The following is a 19,115-nucleotide window of genomic DNA, read 5'->3' on the forward strand; positions in this document are numbered from 1 at the left end:
TAATCTGCATTTTAGCATGACGGTGCCAAAGAGTAGACAAGGCCAATAACTGAAATGGTACACGATGCGTTACTATTCGGTAGAATGGGCAGTTATAATTTGCCTAGGGTGGGTCAGCTTTAGAACTGACGATACCCAAGACCACTTGAGCGATAGCGTTTTGCTGCTGATGTTTGTTATGCTATTGCTCACAGTAGGCCAGTAGTAACTGGCCTGCGATTTGTCTCTGTCTTATTTATCATTGTTTTTTTTATTGTTTGTGTGCATCAAAATTATAGAGGTTTTTATATGTCGCCATCCCCGAACACCAATAACAAGGCGTCTGTATTAAAGTGGCTTCCTTGGATCTTATTGCTGCTAGTATTGGCAGCGTTTATCTGGTTGTTCATGAGTATGAAAACGACGTCAGAGGCGACGTGGGAGCCACCGAGGACGCCACCTGTTGAGCAGCAAGCATCGACCCCTGTCGCTGATACGCCTGCACCGATTTCCTCTTATCATAATGCCGTTGCCCGCGCGTCACAGTCGGTCGTCAATATCTATACCACGCAGACCATGGCCGAGCATCCATACATGAATGACCCTGTTTTGCGCCGTTTTTTTGAGTTTCATGGCGGGCCATCGCAGGATCAAGGCTCTACCAACTTAGGCTCTGGGGTGATTGTCTCAGAAGACGGCTATATCGTGACCAACGCCCATGTCATCGAAAAAGCCGATGAAATCACCGTCGCGTTTAATGATGGACGCAAGAGCCGCGCCAAGATCATCGGTACCGATCCTGATAGTGATTTGGCGGTGATCAAAGTCGATATGACCGGTCTGACGCCGCTTGGTTTTCGCGAGGATCCTATCCGTGTCGGCGATTTGGCCTTGGCCATTGGCAACCCGTTCGGTGTCGGCCAAACGGTGACGCAAGGGATCATCTCCGCCACTGGGCGTACTGGTCTGGGGGTCAATAAGTTTGAAGACTTTATTCAGACCGATGCGGCGATCAATCCGGGTAACTCAGGCGGCGCGCTCGTCGATGCGCATGGCGAGCTGGTCGGTATCAATACCGTGATATTCTCCCGCTCTGGCGGCTCGATGGGCATCGGCTTTGCTATTCCGACCGCCCTTGTCGAGCAGGTGATGAATGCCTTAATCAAAGATGGCAAGGTCAGTCGTGGCTGGCTAGGTATTGAGATTCAGTCACAGCTTCGTGATCCTACGCAGCTTGAGACCTCGACCGGTGTAGAAGTATTAAACGTCATTGACCAAGGTCCTGCGGCCAAAAGTGGCCTACGAGTGGGCGATATTATCTTGACCATCGACGGGGTCGAGATGACCGATGCCAATACCTTGATTCAGTATGTGGCCCGTAAGCCGCCCAATACTGAGCTCAATGCCCAGATACTACGCCAAGGCAAAAACGCACAGGTAAAAATCGTATTAGAGGAGCGTCCGGTACAAGAGCCAACCCCGCGTCCCGTCATCATTCATGACGAAACGCTTGGCGGTACCGGTCAGCCACACTTACCAGATGAAGAGGTACCGATGATGTCAGAGGCAGAGCGTGATCGTATGCGTGAGGAGCTACTCAAGCTGTTTGAGTAGGGTATAGAGGTTGGTAACTGCCACAAAAAAGCGCGCTGCCTCAAAAGGTAGCGCGCTTTTTTTGGCTGCTGGTTTGAAGGTGAGCCGTTTTTATTTAATCACGGGCTCATGATTGATATGAATGATCCCTTGCACACGACAGCAGCAAGGTAGGATCTCGTCTTCATCTATCATCGCCAGCGGCTCAAATGGATAGTCGACGCTGTGTGAGCTTGAGATACGCTTGACGCGGCAGCTACCGCAGTAGCCCTCACGGCACTGATAGCTGATATCGTGCCCGGTGCGTAGCAGGCCATCGAGTAGGCTTTCATCATCATGCAGATAAAACCGTTTTTTACTGGTCTTTACCCAAGTCATTATAAATCCTATTCACTGGTGATCGTGCGCCAGTCTCTTTAAATGTCTTTTTAGCGTTACCTTATCTGTATAGGGCGCACGAGGCGCCCATCTGCGTTTAATAAACATCGCTGATATAGTCGTCTTATAGAAAGCGACAAAACCAGCAGCTATAGCTCAAAGTCATCAAAGTCGCTGTCTGATAGGTCAGAGTCGATCTGACCGACCAAGTATGAGCTAATCTCTGTCTCTTGCGGTGCCACTTGTACGTTGTCAGACGACAGCCACGTATTAATCCATGGGATAGGGTTGGATTTTGAATTTGGGAACGCCGCTGGCAAGCCGACCGCTTCCATGCGTAGGTTGGTGATGTATTCGATATACTGACAAAGAATGTCTTTGTTTAGACCGATCATCGAGCCATCTTTAAACAGATAACCTGCCCATTGTTTTTCTTGCTCGGCAGCCTTCCGGAAAATCTCGATACTTTCCTCATAACAGGCTTCAGCAATCTCGACCATCTCAGGATCGTCACGGCCATTACGCATCAGATTGATCATGTGCTGAGTGCCCGTCAAATGCAGCGCCTCATCACGCGCGATCAGTTTGATGATCTTGGCGTTGCCTTCCATCAATTTGCGCTCGGCGAAGGCAAACGAGCAGGCAAATGACACATAAAAACGAATGGCTTCTAGGACGTTGACCGCCATGATGCACAGATACATCTGTTTTTTGAGTGACTTTAGATCGACGGTGATTTGCTCGCCATTGATATTGTGCGTACCGGCACCGTATAGGCTATACAGCTGCGAGCTGCGGTACAGATCGTCATAATACTGCGCAATATCAGAGGCGCGCTGCAAGATATGCTCGTTTTGCATGATATCGTCAAAGATAACGCCAGGGTCATTGACGATGTTGCGGATGATATGGGTATAGCTGCGCGAGTGAATGGTCTCGGAGAACGACCACGTCTCGATCCAAGTCTCCAGCTCAGGGATAGACACCAGCGGGAGTAGCACCACGTTTGGGCTACGGCCTTGGATAGAGTCGAGTAGGGTTTGATACTTGAGATTGCTCAAAAATATATGCTGCTCGTGCGAGGAGAGGTTGCTAAAGTCGATACGGTCGCGTGACACATCGACTTCCTCTGGACGCCAAAAAAACGACAGTTGTTTTTCGATCAATTGCTCAAAGATTGGGTGCTTTTGCTGGTCATAACGCGCCACGTTGACTGGCTGACCAAAAAACATCGGCTCTGTTAGCGCATTGTTTGGCGTTTGAGAAAAAATCGAGTACGTCATTGTTCTACCTTTATCAGTAATACGGTTGTTGGTTTATACGGAGTTGATTGTTTTATAAGTTTTCTAGCGATATTTGTTCTGGGGTTTGTCCGTCATTCATATAGGCTTTGAATATCTCGCTTAGCTCTGCATCGTCTAGGGCGTCTAGCTCGTCGATTGCGCTTTTGCGTCGGGTACTTATGCCGTCGTCATCGGTGCTTTTTGGCGGTTTTTGCTCAGCCTTTTTATTGGCTCTTTTGGCAGGTTTTTTGGGCGTTTTGGTTTCGATTGTGCCGGCGTGCTCGCTTAGCTGCTGTCGTACCTCGGCGATGTCGACGTCTACTTGTACGATATGTGAGCTACCATCGTTTAGGTCAGAAAACACGTTTGGGATAAAAAGCCCACCGTCTTTGATGATTGCGGTATATTCCATGTTTATGACCTCTGTCTTTTGTTGCTTATAGCAGTCTGTTGTTTGAGTATATCTTTTTTTATTGGTGCGCTGGGCGCACTCTACAGTCTGTCTCTGGGTGACGAAGACCACCTTTTGGCAGTCTTCGTCGAGTATCGTATTTATCAACTAGTTAAAGTAAAAAGCTAAGCAGTGTTGAGCATATCGGAGCCAATTCTGAATTTAGAAGAAAATCGACTAGGATGAGTAAAAGCTCAAGACTGAACTTTGTAAAAAAGTTCATAATGTTGTCCTCATAAAATGGTGACTATTACTTCACGATTTTATTTGGACAAGAGATATATCTTCTACTACAATACAGGTCAGCTTTGGAAAGCGTATTGCTAGCACATATCACTTGTGAAAGTCAATAGCCTTAACTCCCGGATAAAAATATTGACGTATTTTCTATCCCCAAATGGCATAGTCGATTAATCTTCTATGCCATTTTTAATGCCTGATAATTAAAAGCAGACATTAAAAATCGAGAGTTAATAACCTTTAAATCTTACAAGCCCCGCCAGCACAATCATCTTCCATATCTGCTTGCGCATCGTTGGCACCATCACGAGTGTTATGGTAATACAAGGTTTTTACGCCAAGCTTATACGCATTGAGCAAGTCTTTGAGTAGTACCTTCATTGGTACACGCTGACCATCAAAGCGCGCCGGATCGTAGTTGGTGTTGGCCGAGATACTTTGATCGACGAACTTTTGCATGATAGCGACCAGCTTGATATAGCCATCATTGTTTGGCATTTGCCATAGTAGCTCGTATTGACCTTTTAGCTTGTCAATCTCAGGCACCACTTGCTTGAGGATACCGTCTTTTGACGCTTTGATAGACACCAGACCACGTGGTGGCTCGATACCGTTGGTGGCATTGGCGATCTGACTTGAGGTCTCAGACGGCATCAAGGCGGTTAGCGTAGAGTTGCGCAGGCCATGCTCGGTGATTTCCTTACGTAGCGCTTCCCAATCGAGATGTAGCGGCTCTTGACAGATTTTATCCAAGTCTTTTTTGTAGGTATCAATCGGCAAGATACCTTGCGAGTACGTGGTCTCGTTAAAGGCAGGGCAAGCACCTTGCTCTTTGGCCAATTTGTTTGAGGCTTTGAGCAGATAGTACTGTAGCGCTTCAAAGGTTTGATGCGTCAGACCCAAGGCCGAATCATCTGAGTAGCGCACGCCATTTTTGGCCAAGTAGTACGCATAGTTGATCACGCCCACACCTAAGGTACGGCGACGCATACTGCCGTTTTCAGCGGCTTTGACTGGATAGTCTTGATAGTCGAGTAGGGCATCTAGTGCACGGACGATCAGCTCTGCTGGCTCTTCGATGTCGTTGACGCTCTCGACTTTACCCAAGTTGACCGCCGATAGGGTACATAGGGCGATCTCGCCAGTCTCGTCATTGATATTGTCAAGTGGTTTGGTCGGTAGGGCAATCTCCATACAGAGGTTTGACTGGCGAATCGGTGCGACGGTCGCGTCAAACGGGCTATGGGTGTTGCAATGATCGACGTTTTGGATATAGATACGGCCAGTGCTGGCGCGCTCTTGCATCATCAGGCTAAACAGCTCAGAGGCTGGGATCTGGCGGCTACGAATGCTTGGGTCTTGCTCATACTGGGTGTATAGCGCTTCAAATTTGTCCTGATCTTCAAAAAACGCATCATACAAGCCTGGGACATCCGAGGGCGAAAACAGCGAGATGTCTTGGCCTTTGATCAGGCGAGTGTATAGCGTTTTGTTGATTTGCACGCCATAGTCCATATGACGGACGCGGTTGTCTTCGACGCCGCGGTTGTTTTTGAGGACGAGTAGCGACTCAACTTCTAGATGCCATAGTGGGTAAAACAGTGTTGCAGCACCGCCGCGAACGCCGCCTTGTGAGCAGCACTTCACCGCAGTTTGAAACAGTTTATAAAAAGGAATACAGCCAGTATGCTGCGCTTCACCGCCACGAATAGGGCTGCCAAGGGCACGGATACGACCAGCGTTGATGCCGATACCAGCGCGCTGTGACACATAACGCACGATGGCGCTGGTGGTGGCGTTGATAGAGTCTAGGCTATCGCCGCATTCGATCAAGACGCACGAGCTAAACTGACGCGATGGCGTGCGCACACCCGACATGATAGGCGTCGGTAGGGAAATCTTAAACTGTGAGGTCGCATCATAAAAGCGTTTGACATAGCTTAAGCGGCTGGCCTTATCATAGTTGGCAAACAGACACATACCGACCAGCATATACAAAAACTGCGGGCTTTCATAAACGCGTTTGGTGACGCGATCTTGTACGAGGTATTTGCCTGCCATTTGCTCAACCGCGGCATAGGCAAGATTCATATCGCGCCAGTGGTCGAGGTACTCGTTTAACTCGTCAAACTCTGCGCGGCTATAGTCGGCTAGGATATGCTCATCGTATTTGCCTGCCTCTGTCAGTGTCGTCACATGATCAAATAGGTGCGGCGGGGTAAATTTGTTATACGCAATCTTACGTAAGTGAAAGATAGCAAGGCGCGCGGCCAGATACTGATAATCAGGCGTCTCTTCAGAGATCAAATCTGCGGCAGACTTGATGATGGTTTCGTGAATGTCACGGGTTTTGATGCCTTCATAAAACTGAATATGCGACTTTAGCTCAACTTGTGAGACAGACACATTATCCAAGTCATGAGCAGCCCATTCGATTACCTTATGAATTTTATCCAAATCAATAAGCTCTAATCGTCCGTCACGTTTGGTCACTTTGATCTTGTCGATGTGTGTCATGTTGCCCTCTTAAGTTGATTGCTTATTGTGATGCGAAGCGGAAATAGCCCGCTGGCATGCTTTATGACGCTATAGCTGTCTTTTGGTGGTAGGGTGTTTTTTTAGGCAAAACTCTACCGCTACTCGTAGCAAATTAAAAATTCACTGAGCACTACATATAGCGTATTTGTTAGTAGGTAGGCACAATATAGCGGGAAATTTTTGAAAATGCTATATTGATTTTAGTGGCAATCTATGTTGCCAAGAGGTTGCCGATGCCGCCAATTTTGGCAAAGGGTGATGGCATAAGGGTTAGGCGCGAATAGCCTCGTGGATAATTTTTTTTGTAAAAATGTGGTAGACATTTACTTTTTATTGCCGCCCAAAAAATTGATCTATAGCCTTGTTTTGCAGCTGCACGATGCGGATGCAGATTGTACAGCAGACCATAAAAAATCGCCACCCATATGAGTGACGATTTAGACGAAAAACGGACTGGTTTTTTTAAAAGTCCATCAGCTCGTCGGTTAGCAGCGCTTATCGTGACAAAAAGCCCTACAACACCATGCGGACGGTCTTGGCGCTATCAAGAGCAGCATACAGCGTGTTTACTTGCTCAGCTTCGGTCAGATACAGATTGACGCGTGCTGAGTGAAAGCGGCCTGTTTTTGAGGGTTTGACATCTATCGAGGCCAAATCAAAATCAGGGAACTGACTACCGAGGATAAGCTTGACCTCGTTCAGTAAGGTCTCATGCTCGCCTTCATGACCGATGATACTCATCGGGTAGTTCATCGGAAAGTCCCACAGCTCTGGGTTTTGGATATCGGTTTTTTTGCCTTTTAGCACACCGTCGTTAGGGGTTAGGTCAGTGACATTGACCGCTCGGTGAGCAGTCGGGTTTTGGCCGTTATCTTTTGGGTCGTCACTCATAATGTTGCCTCGCTGTTATAAAAATACATTGTGCTGTTTATGATGGCGCAGCTGGTATTATTCAAGTGTCTCTGGCCACAGCTACTTTTTATAACCACAAATAGCCACATAATCACCACGATCATACCCTTCGATGACTTCCTGCACTTGGTCATTGGCATACATAGGGTGGGTTAGTAGGGTCTGCGCGTACTGCAAGTCGGTAAAGCCATTGGCCTGCATCAGTTTGATTTTTTCATCAGAGGTGCGCCAATTGGCAGAGCGGACCAGCTCGATAGGATAGGGGTTGGCAGGGGAGATGTGCGCGAGCAGGGGATGCGCCCAGCTATCTACTGCACTGGCCAGATTGTAAAGACTGGCAAAGCCGCTTTCTTTTGGGACGTCAATGAGGATAAGTTTGCCGCCAGTCTTTAGCGCGTCAAAGGCTTTTTTGATGCATAAGTCCAAGTCGCTGATATAGCTGACACTGCCATTAAACATAATGATGTCAAATTTGTTGGGCGCAATCTCACTGGTTTCGGCAGGGCTGATATCTACTTGCAAGCCGCGTTTTTCAGCGATTTTTGCCATATCTGTTGACGGCTCGATGCCGTGTTTGATAGGGATGTCATAATCCTTGGCCAGTAGCATCTCAAACAGACCGCTACCACAGCCGATAGATAGTATCTCGCTGTCCTTATCCAAAAAGTGCGCCACCAGCTTTAGTTCGCTGGCCAGTAAGTTTTGGTTATCCAAAAACCAGCTGTCGTATGCGCTGGCGTGTTCATCAAATGCTGCCATAAAGTCTCTCCTTGAGGGTGGTTGTTGTTTTATTATCAATCTTAAACAAAATGAATGTATAAAATACGATGCGAGTAGAACTATCGCTGATTTAAAGTCGATGAATCATACTATAAAAAATACAGTCTAAGATAAGTCCAACGCCTGCTGCCAAAAGCTGACTTCCATCCGCGCGGCGGTGTCAAATAAGCGCTGGAACTTATCGGCCTGTGCTGGGCTGGCACCTGCCAATAGCGTATCGATTTGTGCTTCGTTTTGCGCGGTAATGGCCTGAAAGTCATCACTAGAAAAGACATCAATCCAAGGCTGATAAGGGTTGCCCTCGACAAATCCGGCTTGTTTAATGCGCTTGCCAATCTCTCCGTAACCCATCAGACAAGGCGCAATCGCGGCGTACAGCTCCGCCAAAGAGCCTGACATGGCAGCGTCTAATATATAGCGGCTGTAGGCGATGGTAATAGCAGATTCAGGCGCGTGCTCGACCTCGTGCAAAGGGATGTCCCAAAGACGGCAAAAGTCTAGATACATGCCGATCTCCATATCGAGCATGGCGTTTAGTCCTGCTTGACCGACGCGCATTTGTGCCAGTGTATCGCTCTTATACACGCTCAGCGCCATCACGCGAGCATAGTGAATTAAGTATAGGTAGTCTTGGACAAGGTAATGACGAAAGCTATCAGGGGCGAGGGTGCCGGCGGCCAATTGTTTGACAAAGTCATGCTGAATATAGTCATCCCACGTGGGGCAGTTATGACGTAGTGTTTGGTAGTTCATGGTTTTTACTTACCTTTATAAAATACCAGTAAGCAAAGCGTAGGGCGCATAGGTGAAAAGACATGACTCATTCGCCAGTCTAAATAATATAGATTGGCAAATTGTGGCGTCAATGTGGCTTATATATCGGCACGCTTGTTTCCTACGTCAGTGCTAACTGCATCAGGTTCGCGGGTAACTCTCAGCCATGATTTTGATTGACGACAAAAAATCAAAGCACCCCGACAAGGTTTGTTTTTTGATAATAACGATAAAATAGTGTTTAAAGTAAATCCGCTCTATGATAGGCGAGAATAGCTACCATTAGCAAGTGATGCTCAAATAACCATATATAAAAGTGACCTACATTTAAAAATCTATTTTTTTGTCAGCTGTGCAATAGCAGTGCGATAAAGCATGAGCATGGCTTTAAAACGCCGCTCATACAGTCCTTCTGCATACAGTAGCTCCACACTCAAGCTGTCGATGACGCCCAGATACGCATCGGTATACAGCGCTAGCTGTGCAGAGTCAAGCTGATAAGGCTGCAGCGCTTGCTGTATTTGCTCAGTCAAGGCGGCAATATAGACATTAAACGTCGCTGCACTGCTATCGGTCAGGTGCACAGGTGCCGCATAAGCCATGCGAATTAAAAACCGCAGGGTAATCGCGTTTTCATAACGCGCTTCAAACGCGTGGCAATACGCCTCGCCAGGCGCGGAAGGCTTACTATCTGCTGCAAAGCATGACTTAACAAACGCGCACTCTGACTCGAGCGCGTCTTGTAGTAACTCTAAAAATATGGCTTCTTTGCTGGCAAAATGCGTGTAAATCGAGGCTTTGCGGATACCCACAGCCTTGGCAATGTCACTGAGTGACGCGCCCTCATAGCCATGCATAAAAAAAAGCGCAAACGCGGCATCTATAATACGCAGCTTTGCGCTTGAGCGTGGTTTATGGCTTTGCATAAGCCTCCTCTAATGATGGGGTCGCGGCAGTGGTGTGTGGCTTTTGAGACTTTAAGCCCAGATATACCAATGCCAAAATAATCGGTCCCATAGCCCCTAGCAAGAGCAACCAATATAACGTATGACTCTCGACCAGTTGTCCAGCGATGGGTGTGGCAGTCGATGAGAGTAACATAGGAATGGCGCCCAATAAAGCCGCACTCGACCCCAAAGCGCTACGCTGTGAGTCCATCGCAATCGCCATCAATGTCGCCTCTAGTACGCCAAGACCGAAGAGTCCTAAAGCAATACCAGTCACAATACCGATCAAACCCAGCGATAGTAAATAGGCTGCGATACAGACGGCACTACCGAGCATCATGACCCCAGCGCCGATTAGGGCCAGATGCGATGACGATGTTTTTTTGACCAAATACGCGGTAGAGGATGCGCCCAAAATCAGACTGATGCTGGTCAAACCAAAGACAAAGCCAAATTGCGCTAGGCTCAGGCCGTAGTCGGTTTGGTAGACATACGCAGAGCCGCCAATATAAGCAAACAAAAAGAAATACACCGCAGATAGAGCAAACAAATTAAAGACAAAGGTCTTGTTTGTTAAGATACCGACATAAATGCTGGTGATATTTTTTATATTTAACTGAATACGCTGGTCTTTTGGTAAGGTTTCTTTGATTTGGATGAGGGTGTTGATAAGCACCAGCAGGCCCAATGCTGCCAAAATAAACATCACGCCGCGCCAGCCATGATGCGCGCCGACGATACCACCGATGGCGGGTGCCACGATGGGGCCAAGCGCCACAATGGTATTTAATATTGCATAAATCTGCGCCGCTTTTGGCCCATCGACGAGATCACGCACCATGCTCATCACCACCACGATAGCCATCGACGCGCCAAGACCTTGCAGAATACGGGCAAAAATTAGGCTCTCGATGCTGTGCGACCACATCGCCCATACAGAAGCGCCGATATATGCGAGCAGCCCTATAAACAATGGTGTGATGCGCCCGATGGCGTCAGAGACAGGGCCAAAAACCAACTGCCCTAAGCCCATAAAGATGAGAAAGACGGTTAAAGTGATTTGGGTGGTGGCGTAGGAGGTGTGGAGATCTCTTGCCATGTTTGGCATAGAGGCCAAGTACATATCAATCGCTGCTGGGCCGAGCGCCACGATGATGGCAAGAGAGATGACGGTTTTGGTACTGATGTGTTTTACACGGGTTTGCTGATTCATAAAATTGTACTATGCACTATTAAATTGTATAACTACCGAACGGTAGGTAGTTATACGCTTAATAATACATAAAGGCAATAATTTTTTGAATGAAATGCTTTTGAGAGGATAGATGATGAGATGCAAAGACGGTTTATTGATTAATCAATGAAAGCTGTATGGTACTCATCAATAAGTAGACATAATAGACCTCTTGCAAAAGTCATAGATTAAGCTCGGAATTAATGATACCAGCAAACAGCTTCATTCTAAGATCATAGCGCTGACGACGGTTGCGATATTTATGAGCCACGATTTTAAACAACTTGATTAAGCCTATTTTGTGCTCAACCACAATACGAAACTTTGCCAGATAGTGGTTGGCTTGTTTGCAGAGCTCTAACAATTGACCACCACGAGGTTTCTTAAATGGTGTGAAAGTTTGGTTATGTAGCTTTGCTAACCCTTGATAACCACTGTCTGCTAGATAGTTAGTATTCTCAGGTAACCAATCAGGACAAGTATCTTTATACAGCTTAAAATCGTGGATTGACCCTTCACAGGTTTGCACATCAAGTATCAAACCAGTTTGCCAATGAACGATAACCTGCGCTTTTAAGGTGTGTTGTTTTTTCTTACCGCTGTAGTAGTCTCTTTGGTTTTTTTTGGACGCTCAATAGGGGTTTCGGTAGCATCGACAATGACGACTGACCAATTGATGTCGTCATCGACTCTACTAGGCAGCTTTTTAGGTAATTCAAACTTACCAGAGTCAATCAGTGTGTCTTCTACTTTACGAATGATACGGCTAGCAGAAGACTCATGAATACCAAAGTCCATACTGATATGATAAAGCGTGCGGTATTCACGCCAATAAGTCAGGGCTAGTAGTATCTGCTCCTTAAGACTGAGCACACTTGGTCTACCTGATTTGGTCTTAGATGCTTCATGCTTTTGCATGGCCTCAAGCATGTCATAAAAGGTGGCTTTATGAATGCCAGTGTAGCGTTTAAAACCAGCGTCACTTTGTTTGAGTAGCTTATCTATGTTTGGCATATCTATTAAGTAAGTAGAGTTCAATAATATACGTTGTGTCTTACAACTACTTTTGCAAGAGGTCTAATGAATAAGCGGCCTCGATACATAGACCGACACAATGAGTAGACACAAAAAAAGCTGAGATATACTCAGCTTTTTTATGTTAGCAAGTTTAGTGTTAGCAAATACTTGAGACCTATTAGCTAGACTCCGTATATTCCTGATAACTTAGTCGTTCTCTAAAAAAGAGCGCAAGTGCTCAGAGCGCGAAGGGTGGCGCAGTTTACGCAGGGCTTTTGCTTCGATCTGACGGATACGCTCACGGGTGACATCGAACTGCTTGCCGACTTCCTCTAGTGTGTGATCGGTTGGCATATCGATACCAAAGCGCATTTTTAACACGCGCGCTTCACGTTCGGTGAGATTGCCCAATACATCACGCGTGGCTTCTTGTAGGCCAGCCGCCGTTGCGTCATCGACAGGGCTTGAGATGGTACCATCTTCGATAAAGTCACCTAGGTGCGAGTCTTCGTCATCACCGATAGGCGTCTCCATCGAGATCGGTTCCTTGGCAATTTTGAGCACTTTACGGACTTTGACTTCGTCCATCTCTAAGCGTTCGCCTAGCTCCTCAGGCGTCGGCTCGCGTCCCATCTCCTGTAGCAGCTGACGTGAGACACGGTTTATCTTGTTGATGGTCTCAATCATGTGCACAGGGATACGGATGGTACGCGCTTGGTCAGCGATAGAGCGGGTAATCGCCTGACGAATCCACCATGTCGCATAGGTCGAAAACTTATAACCACGACGATATTCAAACTTATCGACCGCTTTCATCAGACCGATGTTACCTTCTTGAATTAAGTCCAAGAACTGTAGACCACGGTTGGTGTATTTTTTGGCGATAGAGATGACCAGACGCAGGTTGGCCTCGACCATCTCTTTTTTGGCGCGGCGTGCTTTTGCTTCACCGACAGCCATACGGCGGGCGACGTCTTTCATATCGTGGATCTTCATGTCGAGCTGCTGCTCGTAGTCACGAATGCGGCGCTGCAATAAAATCACATCGTCAGCGACTTTTTCTAGGGTGCCGGCAAACGCAGGTTTACCTTTGATACGCTCAATGAGCCAATCGACGTTGGTTTCGTTGCTAGGGAAGGTCTTACGGAACTCATCACGCGGCATACGACCACGGCGAATCACCAAACGCATGATTTGGCGCTCCAGCTTACGCACATCGTCATAGACATCGTGCATGATGGCCATGACTTGATCTGATAGGCGGTTATTGAGTTTGAGCATCATAAAACGCTCAGCCAATAGCGCATAGGCAGCATCTGCTTCGACACTACCACGGCCATAATCAAGCAAGGCTTGTTTGGCTTTGATAAATAAGTGCTCGATCTCTTCTAGGCGCAGACGGACTTCTTCTGGATCAAGGCCGCTGGTTTCTTCTTCCGCTTCTTCCTCGACGTCGTCTTCCTCTTCTTCATCGTCGTCATCTAATGCCAGCTTAGCATTGGCTTTTGCTTTGATAGGTGGCGGGTTTTCTTTTTCTTCTTTGATGCGCTCGCGCTCTTCTTTTGCTGCGTCTTTGGCTTCTTGCGCGGCGATTTTGTCCTCTTCGGTTTCAGGATCTAAAAACCCTGTGATGACATCAGAGAGCTTCTTTTCGCCATCTTGGACTTTTTGATACTCGTCAAGCACGAACTGCACCGTACCCGGCCAGTAAGCCATGGCATGCTGCACGTCGCGAATACCTTCTTCGATACGCTTGGCGATAGCAATCTCGCCTTCGCGGGTCAACAGATCGACCGTGCCCATCTCGCGCATATACATACGCACAGGGTCAGTGGTACGACCAGGCTCAGTCTCAACAGAGGCGAGTACAGCAGCTGCTTCGTCTGCTGCCATGTCATCATCACTTGAATCATCGTTCATCAAGATGTCATCGGCATCAGGCGCAGATTCGAAGATTTTGATACCAACGTCTGTCAGCATTTGCACAATATCTTCGATCTGATCGCTTTCGGTAATAGAGTCTGGCAGTTGGTCATTCACCTCAGCATAGGTTAGATACCCCTGCTCTTTACCCATTTGGATTAAGGTGGCCAGTTGAGATGTGGACTTAGAAACTGACTTATCGTTCATAAATACTCGCTTACTTGCATCGGACATTTTTATATTGTGACTCACTATCGCTTACGGGGTGCGTTGATCTTATCAATGGAATGATCAAAATAGGGCGTAGAGGTTGTCAATAATATCAAAAATGAGTGGATATGAATAAAGGCTCAAAACACTACAATAATTTTGCTAAAAACAGCTAAAAACTCAAAAAACATCAAGTACTAAAACAAGACGCAATATCGGTACTAGGACGTACCCTCAATTCAGTCGATAGTCACATAAATGGGCTAAAAAATGAGGACGCGCCCTAAAATCTATCTAAAGACACCTGCCAATCAGCAGATAGCAAACAAGGCTGTCAATACGCAGCGCCACAGTTTACCACAGACCGCAGTCATCAAGCACGAGGTAGTGATGGTGACCAACGGTTTTTTACCGATTATTTGCGGTCTTTTTATTTAGCCGCTCATCAAGTCGTGCGCAGGCTATTTGGCATAATCACTAGTAGTGGGGGCGGCGGCCTTGCTTTTAAAGGGGATGTGCTTTTTTAATAAAAACTAGCGGTTTTTAGCAGGTCTAATTATTATTTTAAAGAGGCATTTTTAAATGCCATTATTTTTAAAAATGACATTTTCAAAGCTGTCATCCCCCATACATCAATCGACCCTAGACCGTGGTCATCTGTGCTGACTGCTCTGCTTGCTGCGCGCGTAGCCAGTCGTTTAGCAGTTGGGTCTGCTTACGGACAATCGCCAGCTTGATATGGTCAGGGTTTTTTATCAAATCTTGTATTTTTTTCTTCATGCTGCGCTCAAGTAGCTGGCTGACCAGCTCTTCAATGAGACCATCGAGGCTTAAGATATTGCGAGCCGTCAAGGCGCGATAAAAACCGCTCCAGCTACGGCTTAGGTTTTCTTGCGTGTCAGGCTGGACATTGGACATGACAAAATGAGCAGCCGCGTTTACATCTGCAGGCAAGTACTTTAAGCAGCGCGTGATGGTACTGACGATATCCAGCAATTCGTTATCTTGCAAGTCTTGCCACGCTAAAGGCCGCAGGGTATCGGCTGAGGTTTTTTGTCTGATATGGGCAGGTAGCTGCAAATCATGAATACCTGCCTGTCGCCAAATCGACTCTATTGGGTCATCGAGCAATGCCCGCGGCTGAAACAAAAAACACAGCTGCAACTGCTGGCTGATGGTCATCTCACCATCAAAATCTAGCAGCGCATCTTTGGCGTCTTTGTTTTGGTTGCGTCTACCGCCAAGCTTTTGGTAAATATCGTTGTTTAGCAAGTAACGAAAGCTACTGCCTTTGGGCAATGCCGCGGTCAATGAGCGTACTTGCGACATCAGCTTGGCTTTGCCTTCTGCCAAGGATAAATCGTGGCGCTCACTGAGATAGGCAAAAATATACTGCGACAATGGCATGGCGTTTATGATTTGCTCGCGCATGGCATCGCTGCCCTGAGCCTTGATAAAGGTATCAGGATCATGGCCATTGGGCAGGGTCAAAAAGCGCAGCTCTTTGTCGTCACTGAGTACTGGCAGTGCTACCTCAAGGGTGCGCCAAGCCGCTTTTTGTCCTGCGCTATCGCCATCGAAGCTCAAGGTGAGGGTCGGGTTGAGCGTTAGTAATCGCGATATCTGGCTTTCATTAATGGCGGTGCCCATGGACGCCACCGCGCCATAGATGCCAGCTTGGTAGAGAGCTATGACATCCATATAGCCTTCGACCACCAGCCAGCTGTCGGCGCGCTGCTGGCGAGACTCATAGTAACCATATAGCACATGCTGCTTATGGAATACAGGCGAGTCTGAGGAGTTGATGTATTTGGGTTTTACCTCGTCATCGAGCGCTCGACCGCCAAAGCCGATGGTGCGCCCTTGGTTGTCTCGAATCGGAAAAATCACTCGATCACGTAGTAGGTCGTAGTCGCGGCCAGACTCAGACTGCCGCACCAGTCCTAGGGCTTTTAGGCCTTCGATGTCCTGCGGGAACTGATGTTCAAGGTGCTGCCAGCCAAAGGGCGCGTAGCCAAGACCAAAGGTTTCAAATGTATCTTCTGTGATACCGCGTGACAAAAAATAATGCTTGGCATGCGGATGTGTGGTCAAATTGCGCTGATAAAACTGCTGGATTTGTTCGAGCAGGTCGTACAAGTTGCCTTCTTGGTCAAGCGCCCCGTCATTGATACTGTTGACACTATCAAAACCCATGCCACTATCTGAGTCGCTTAGCCAAGCGGGCGGGTAGCTGGCGTCGTTTGGGTAGTCTGAGCCATAGTCCTCTGCTGCATAAGGGGCCAAGTCATAGGCTGCTAAGGGTGGATAATCGTCATAGCCATGGCGAGCTTGGTCGGGCTGTTCGGCATAGTGGGTATGGTTTGCTTGCTCTTGATTATCAAAAGACCTATGTGGTGACGAGGGGTTGTCAGCTTGTGACTTGCTAATTGGCCGCGCCGCTGATTTAGTAGTAGGCGGCTGCTTGGTGCGCTGATAGCTCACATTTCGCTGTTCTTCTTGCGGGACTTCAATGCCCGTTTGTTTGGATAGCTCATTGACCGCCTCGATAAAGGTAAGGCTTTCATAATCACGCAAAAAACTGATGGCATTGCCACCGACACCACAGCCAAAGCAGTGATAGATGTTTTTTTGTGGATTGACATAAAACGACGGCGATTTTTCGCCATGAAAGGGGCAGCAGCCTTTATACTCATTACCTGCACGTTTGAGCGTGGTATGACGACCAATGATGCTGATCAAGTCAGCTTGGCTGTTTAATTGCTCAAGGATATGGTTAGGGATGCTCATACAAAAAACAGTTTACCATAGGTCAGTGGTTTTGATGGATATATGTGTCTATATGCGTTTATGCGCGTCTGGCTATCATACAAAAACAGAAAAATAAGGCCAACAATGTGTTGACCTTATTTTATGATGTCAAAGACTGTGGGCTAAAAAACAGCCTACTCTACGGGTGTCGTACGGCGTACTGGGTTGGTGTTTTGCGGATCGACGTTTGCTTCTCTGGCGGTAGAGCCTGTGCTGGCTTGATCGGTCACGCGCTCCGTTTCAGCTTCAGGCAAGCCCAGACCTATATTGATACCGCGGTCATGGGTAGGCGCGCTGCTAGTCGATGCGCTGTTTGGCGCTGTATTGGTATTTGCTGTGTTGTTCGCGGGCAATCTGAGCTGATGGGCATTGCGCACTATTTGGGTTTTGGTTGCGCCATTGTACTCACCTGTTGCCACCGAGGTGTCTTTCATGCCTGAGCGTCCAAGCTGACCAAAGGTAAACTTATTAAACCAGCTACGGTCGCGTTTGGTGCTTAGCTTCACGCGGCCATCACGGGTCAGCCACGTGGGGTAGTTGATCTGCAACAGCGTCTTATACTCACTTGCCAAGTCCGTCATGCCAAGCTTGTCATAGCTATACGCAAGGACAGCGATGGCTTCTGGGATAGATTCGCTAAGTGGATAGTATTGAAACACCCATTTGGCACGGTTGGCTGCTGCCACATAGGCTTCGCGCTCGATATACCAGCTGGCTGCACTCATCTCACTTTCGGCAAATTGATTATAAATAAACGTCATGCGCTGCGCGGCATCTGGCGTATATGGGCTGTTTGGGTATTTGTTGATAAGCTCTTGAAAATTGGCAAAGGCCAGACGGAAATAGGCCGTATCACGTTCGGCTTGATTGAGCTTAAACAGCTTAAGACCCTCAGATGAGCCTTGCATATTGGCAACGCCGCGCACATAGTAAGCGTAACTGACCTGTGGGTTAGAAGGATATAGACGAATAAACTGCTCAGCACTGGCCGCCGCCATCTCATATTTGCCGCTTTCGTATTGGGCATACATCATATCGAGCAGCGCTTGCTCTGCATACTGACCGGTGGGATAAAAAGTGCGCAAATTGGTCAAATCTTCGATCGCTTGAGTATAGCGTCCTTTATCAATCTGGGTAATCGCATCATTATAGTAAGCTTGCTCGGATTTTTCTGCCGTTTCTACCGCGTCGACGTCTTTGCCGCCAGTCAGATTTTTAAAGGTCTGACAACCCACAAGGTTTACGCTCAGCGCCAGTAGGGTGATTGAGGACAGTTTGATAAACGTATTGCCAACAGCTTGCATACTTTTTCTCCGACACAGGACGCATAATAGTAGCGGCGCTACCATGCTATATAAAAGGTTAATAATAAAAAACGATGCTTAGGCACCGGCTCATGGTCTGTTATTGAGCATGCCAATATCAAAAGACAGCCCCATAGCATACAGCAAAATATGGCTTACTTTATATAATAACTTGTGCTTCGTCTATGGTTTATCTTTATGCCCATCACCATACATGCCATGTTTTGGTGGCTGCGTGCTTGTGCTGCGCCTGCTTGACACTGACAATATAGCAGACCCTCGATGATTTTTGCAGTTTAGCATGAGCGGCCTTAGCGAGCGATAAGCAATACCCCTGACGATGACAAATATACAGTAAATTACAGCCATGTTATATTTCAGAGAGTTAAGCGATATTGCTGACTGACCTATGAGGCGCAAAATCTGACAGATACTGTACTGCATCTATAGGGCTTAGGCGCTGAGCATGATACACTATGATGATATTGTTTTTGCTTTTTTTTGTGAGGGCAGTGCTTTGGTGATAGTCGATACACTTTAAAAATGACATATTATTTTGAACGAACGATAGTCTGTAACAAGCAGTTAATATAGGGTTTTATCAGGATATCTGAGCCAAAGTATGTCCACCGTAAATAAAGAAAGCAGATAAAGACCGCCTGACAAAATCGACTTATCGGCCTATCTCAGCGGTATGACCATATGATGAATAATGATGCTATGACAAACCCTTCCACCCAT

At 47.2% G+C, this 19,115-nt stretch carries 14 protein-coding genes, 1 pseudogene and 1 riboswitch; of the genes and pseudogenes, 1 reads left to right on the plus strand and 14 read right to left on the minus strand.

The features are described 5' to 3' along the window. Positions 1-288 precede the first annotated feature (288 nt). Entirely contained in the window at positions 289-1,593 is a 1,305-nt protein-coding gene (locus tag AADH33_RS05755; protein WP_348549850.1) for a S1C family serine protease, read from the plus strand. Between the two features lie 90 nt (positions 1,594-1,683). Here AADH33_RS05755 and yfaE read toward each other — a convergent pair whose 3' ends face one another. The 14 genes and pseudogenes from yfaE to AADH33_RS05825 form a co-directional block, all read right to left on the minus strand. Further along, entirely contained in the window at positions 1,684-1,950 is a 267-nt protein-coding gene (yfaE, locus tag AADH33_RS05760; RefSeq protein WP_348549851.1) for a class I ribonucleotide reductase maintenance protein YfaE, read from the minus strand. A gap of 149 nt (positions 1,951-2,099) precedes the next feature. After that, complete coding sequence (nrdB, locus tag AADH33_RS05765; RefSeq protein ID WP_100749464.1) at positions 2,100-3,233, minus strand: class Ia ribonucleoside-diphosphate reductase subunit beta; 1,134 nt, start codon at positions 3,231-3,233, stop codon at positions 2,100-2,102. A gap of 52 nt (positions 3,234-3,285) precedes the next feature. Then, entirely contained in the window at positions 3,286-3,645 is a 360-nt protein-coding gene (locus AADH33_RS05770; protein WP_348549852.1) for a hypothetical protein, read from the minus strand. A gap of 519 nt (positions 3,646-4,164) precedes the next feature. Beyond that, on the minus strand, positions 4,165-6,441 hold the full coding sequence (nrdA, locus tag AADH33_RS05775) for a class 1a ribonucleoside-diphosphate reductase subunit alpha (RefSeq protein WP_348549853.1): 2,277 nt from the start codon (positions 6,439-6,441) through the stop codon (positions 4,165-4,167). A gap of 534 nt (positions 6,442-6,975) precedes the next feature. After that, positions 6,976-7,353 (minus strand): YbeD family protein, encoded by a 378-nt coding sequence (locus AADH33_RS05780; protein WP_083608647.1) that lies wholly within the window; start codon positions 7,351-7,353, stop codon positions 6,976-6,978. Positions 7,354-7,434: 81 nt separating this feature from the next. After that, on the minus strand, positions 7,435-8,133 hold the full coding sequence (locus AADH33_RS05785) for a class I SAM-dependent DNA methyltransferase (protein ID WP_348549854.1): 699 nt from the start codon (positions 8,131-8,133) through the stop codon (positions 7,435-7,437). Positions 8,134-8,259: 126 nt separating this feature from the next. After that, a complete protein-coding gene (gene tenA, locus AADH33_RS05790; protein ID WP_348549855.1) occupies positions 8,260-8,907 on the minus strand; it encodes a thiaminase II in 648 nt (215 codons plus the stop codon). A 122-nt stretch (positions 8,908-9,029) separates the two neighbouring features. Then, a riboswitch (TPP riboswitch) is annotated at positions 9,030-9,141 on the minus strand. A 122-nt stretch (positions 9,142-9,263) separates the two neighbouring features. After that, on the minus strand, positions 9,264-9,854 hold the full coding sequence (locus tag AADH33_RS05795) for a TetR/AcrR family transcriptional regulator (RefSeq protein ID WP_348549856.1): 591 nt from the start codon (positions 9,852-9,854) through the stop codon (positions 9,264-9,266). After that, entirely contained in the window at positions 9,841-11,088 is a 1,248-nt protein-coding gene (locus tag AADH33_RS05800; RefSeq protein WP_348549857.1) for a multidrug effflux MFS transporter, read from the minus strand. The genes AADH33_RS05795 and AADH33_RS05800 overlap by 14 nt, the downstream gene beginning before the upstream one ends. A gap of 202 nt (positions 11,089-11,290) precedes the next feature. Next, positions 11,291-11,674, minus strand: a pseudogene (locus AADH33_RS05805) (transposase family protein); the annotation flags it as partial. 8 nt (positions 11,675-11,682) lie between these two features. After that, positions 11,683-12,123 carry a transposase family protein gene (locus tag AADH33_RS05810; RefSeq protein WP_348549858.1) on the minus strand — a complete coding sequence of 147 codons (441 nt, stop codon included), beginning with the start codon at positions 12,121-12,123 and terminating at the stop codon, positions 11,683-11,685. Positions 12,124-12,333: 210 nt separating this feature from the next. Next, positions 12,334-14,256, minus strand: coding sequence for an RNA polymerase sigma factor RpoD (gene rpoD, locus AADH33_RS05815; RefSeq protein WP_207970000.1), 1,923 nt, complete (start codon positions 14,254-14,256; stop codon positions 12,334-12,336). Positions 14,257-14,901: 645 nt separating this feature from the next. Continuing rightward, complete coding sequence (locus tag AADH33_RS05820; protein WP_348549859.1) at positions 14,902-17,049, minus strand: DNA primase; 2,148 nt, start codon at positions 17,047-17,049, stop codon at positions 14,902-14,904. Positions 17,050-17,204: 155 nt separating this feature from the next. Beyond that, positions 17,205-18,374: an outer membrane protein assembly factor BamD gene (locus tag AADH33_RS05825; RefSeq protein WP_348549860.1), complete on the minus strand. Its 1,170-nt coding sequence runs from the start codon at positions 18,372-18,374 to the stop codon at positions 17,205-17,207. Between the last annotated feature and the right edge of the window lie 741 nt (positions 18,375-19,115).

The organism is Psychrobacter sp. KFRI-CH2-11, from assembly GCF_038239325.1.
Classification (GTDB): domain Bacteria; phylum Pseudomonadota; class Gammaproteobacteria; order Pseudomonadales; family Moraxellaceae; genus Psychrobacter; species Psychrobacter celer.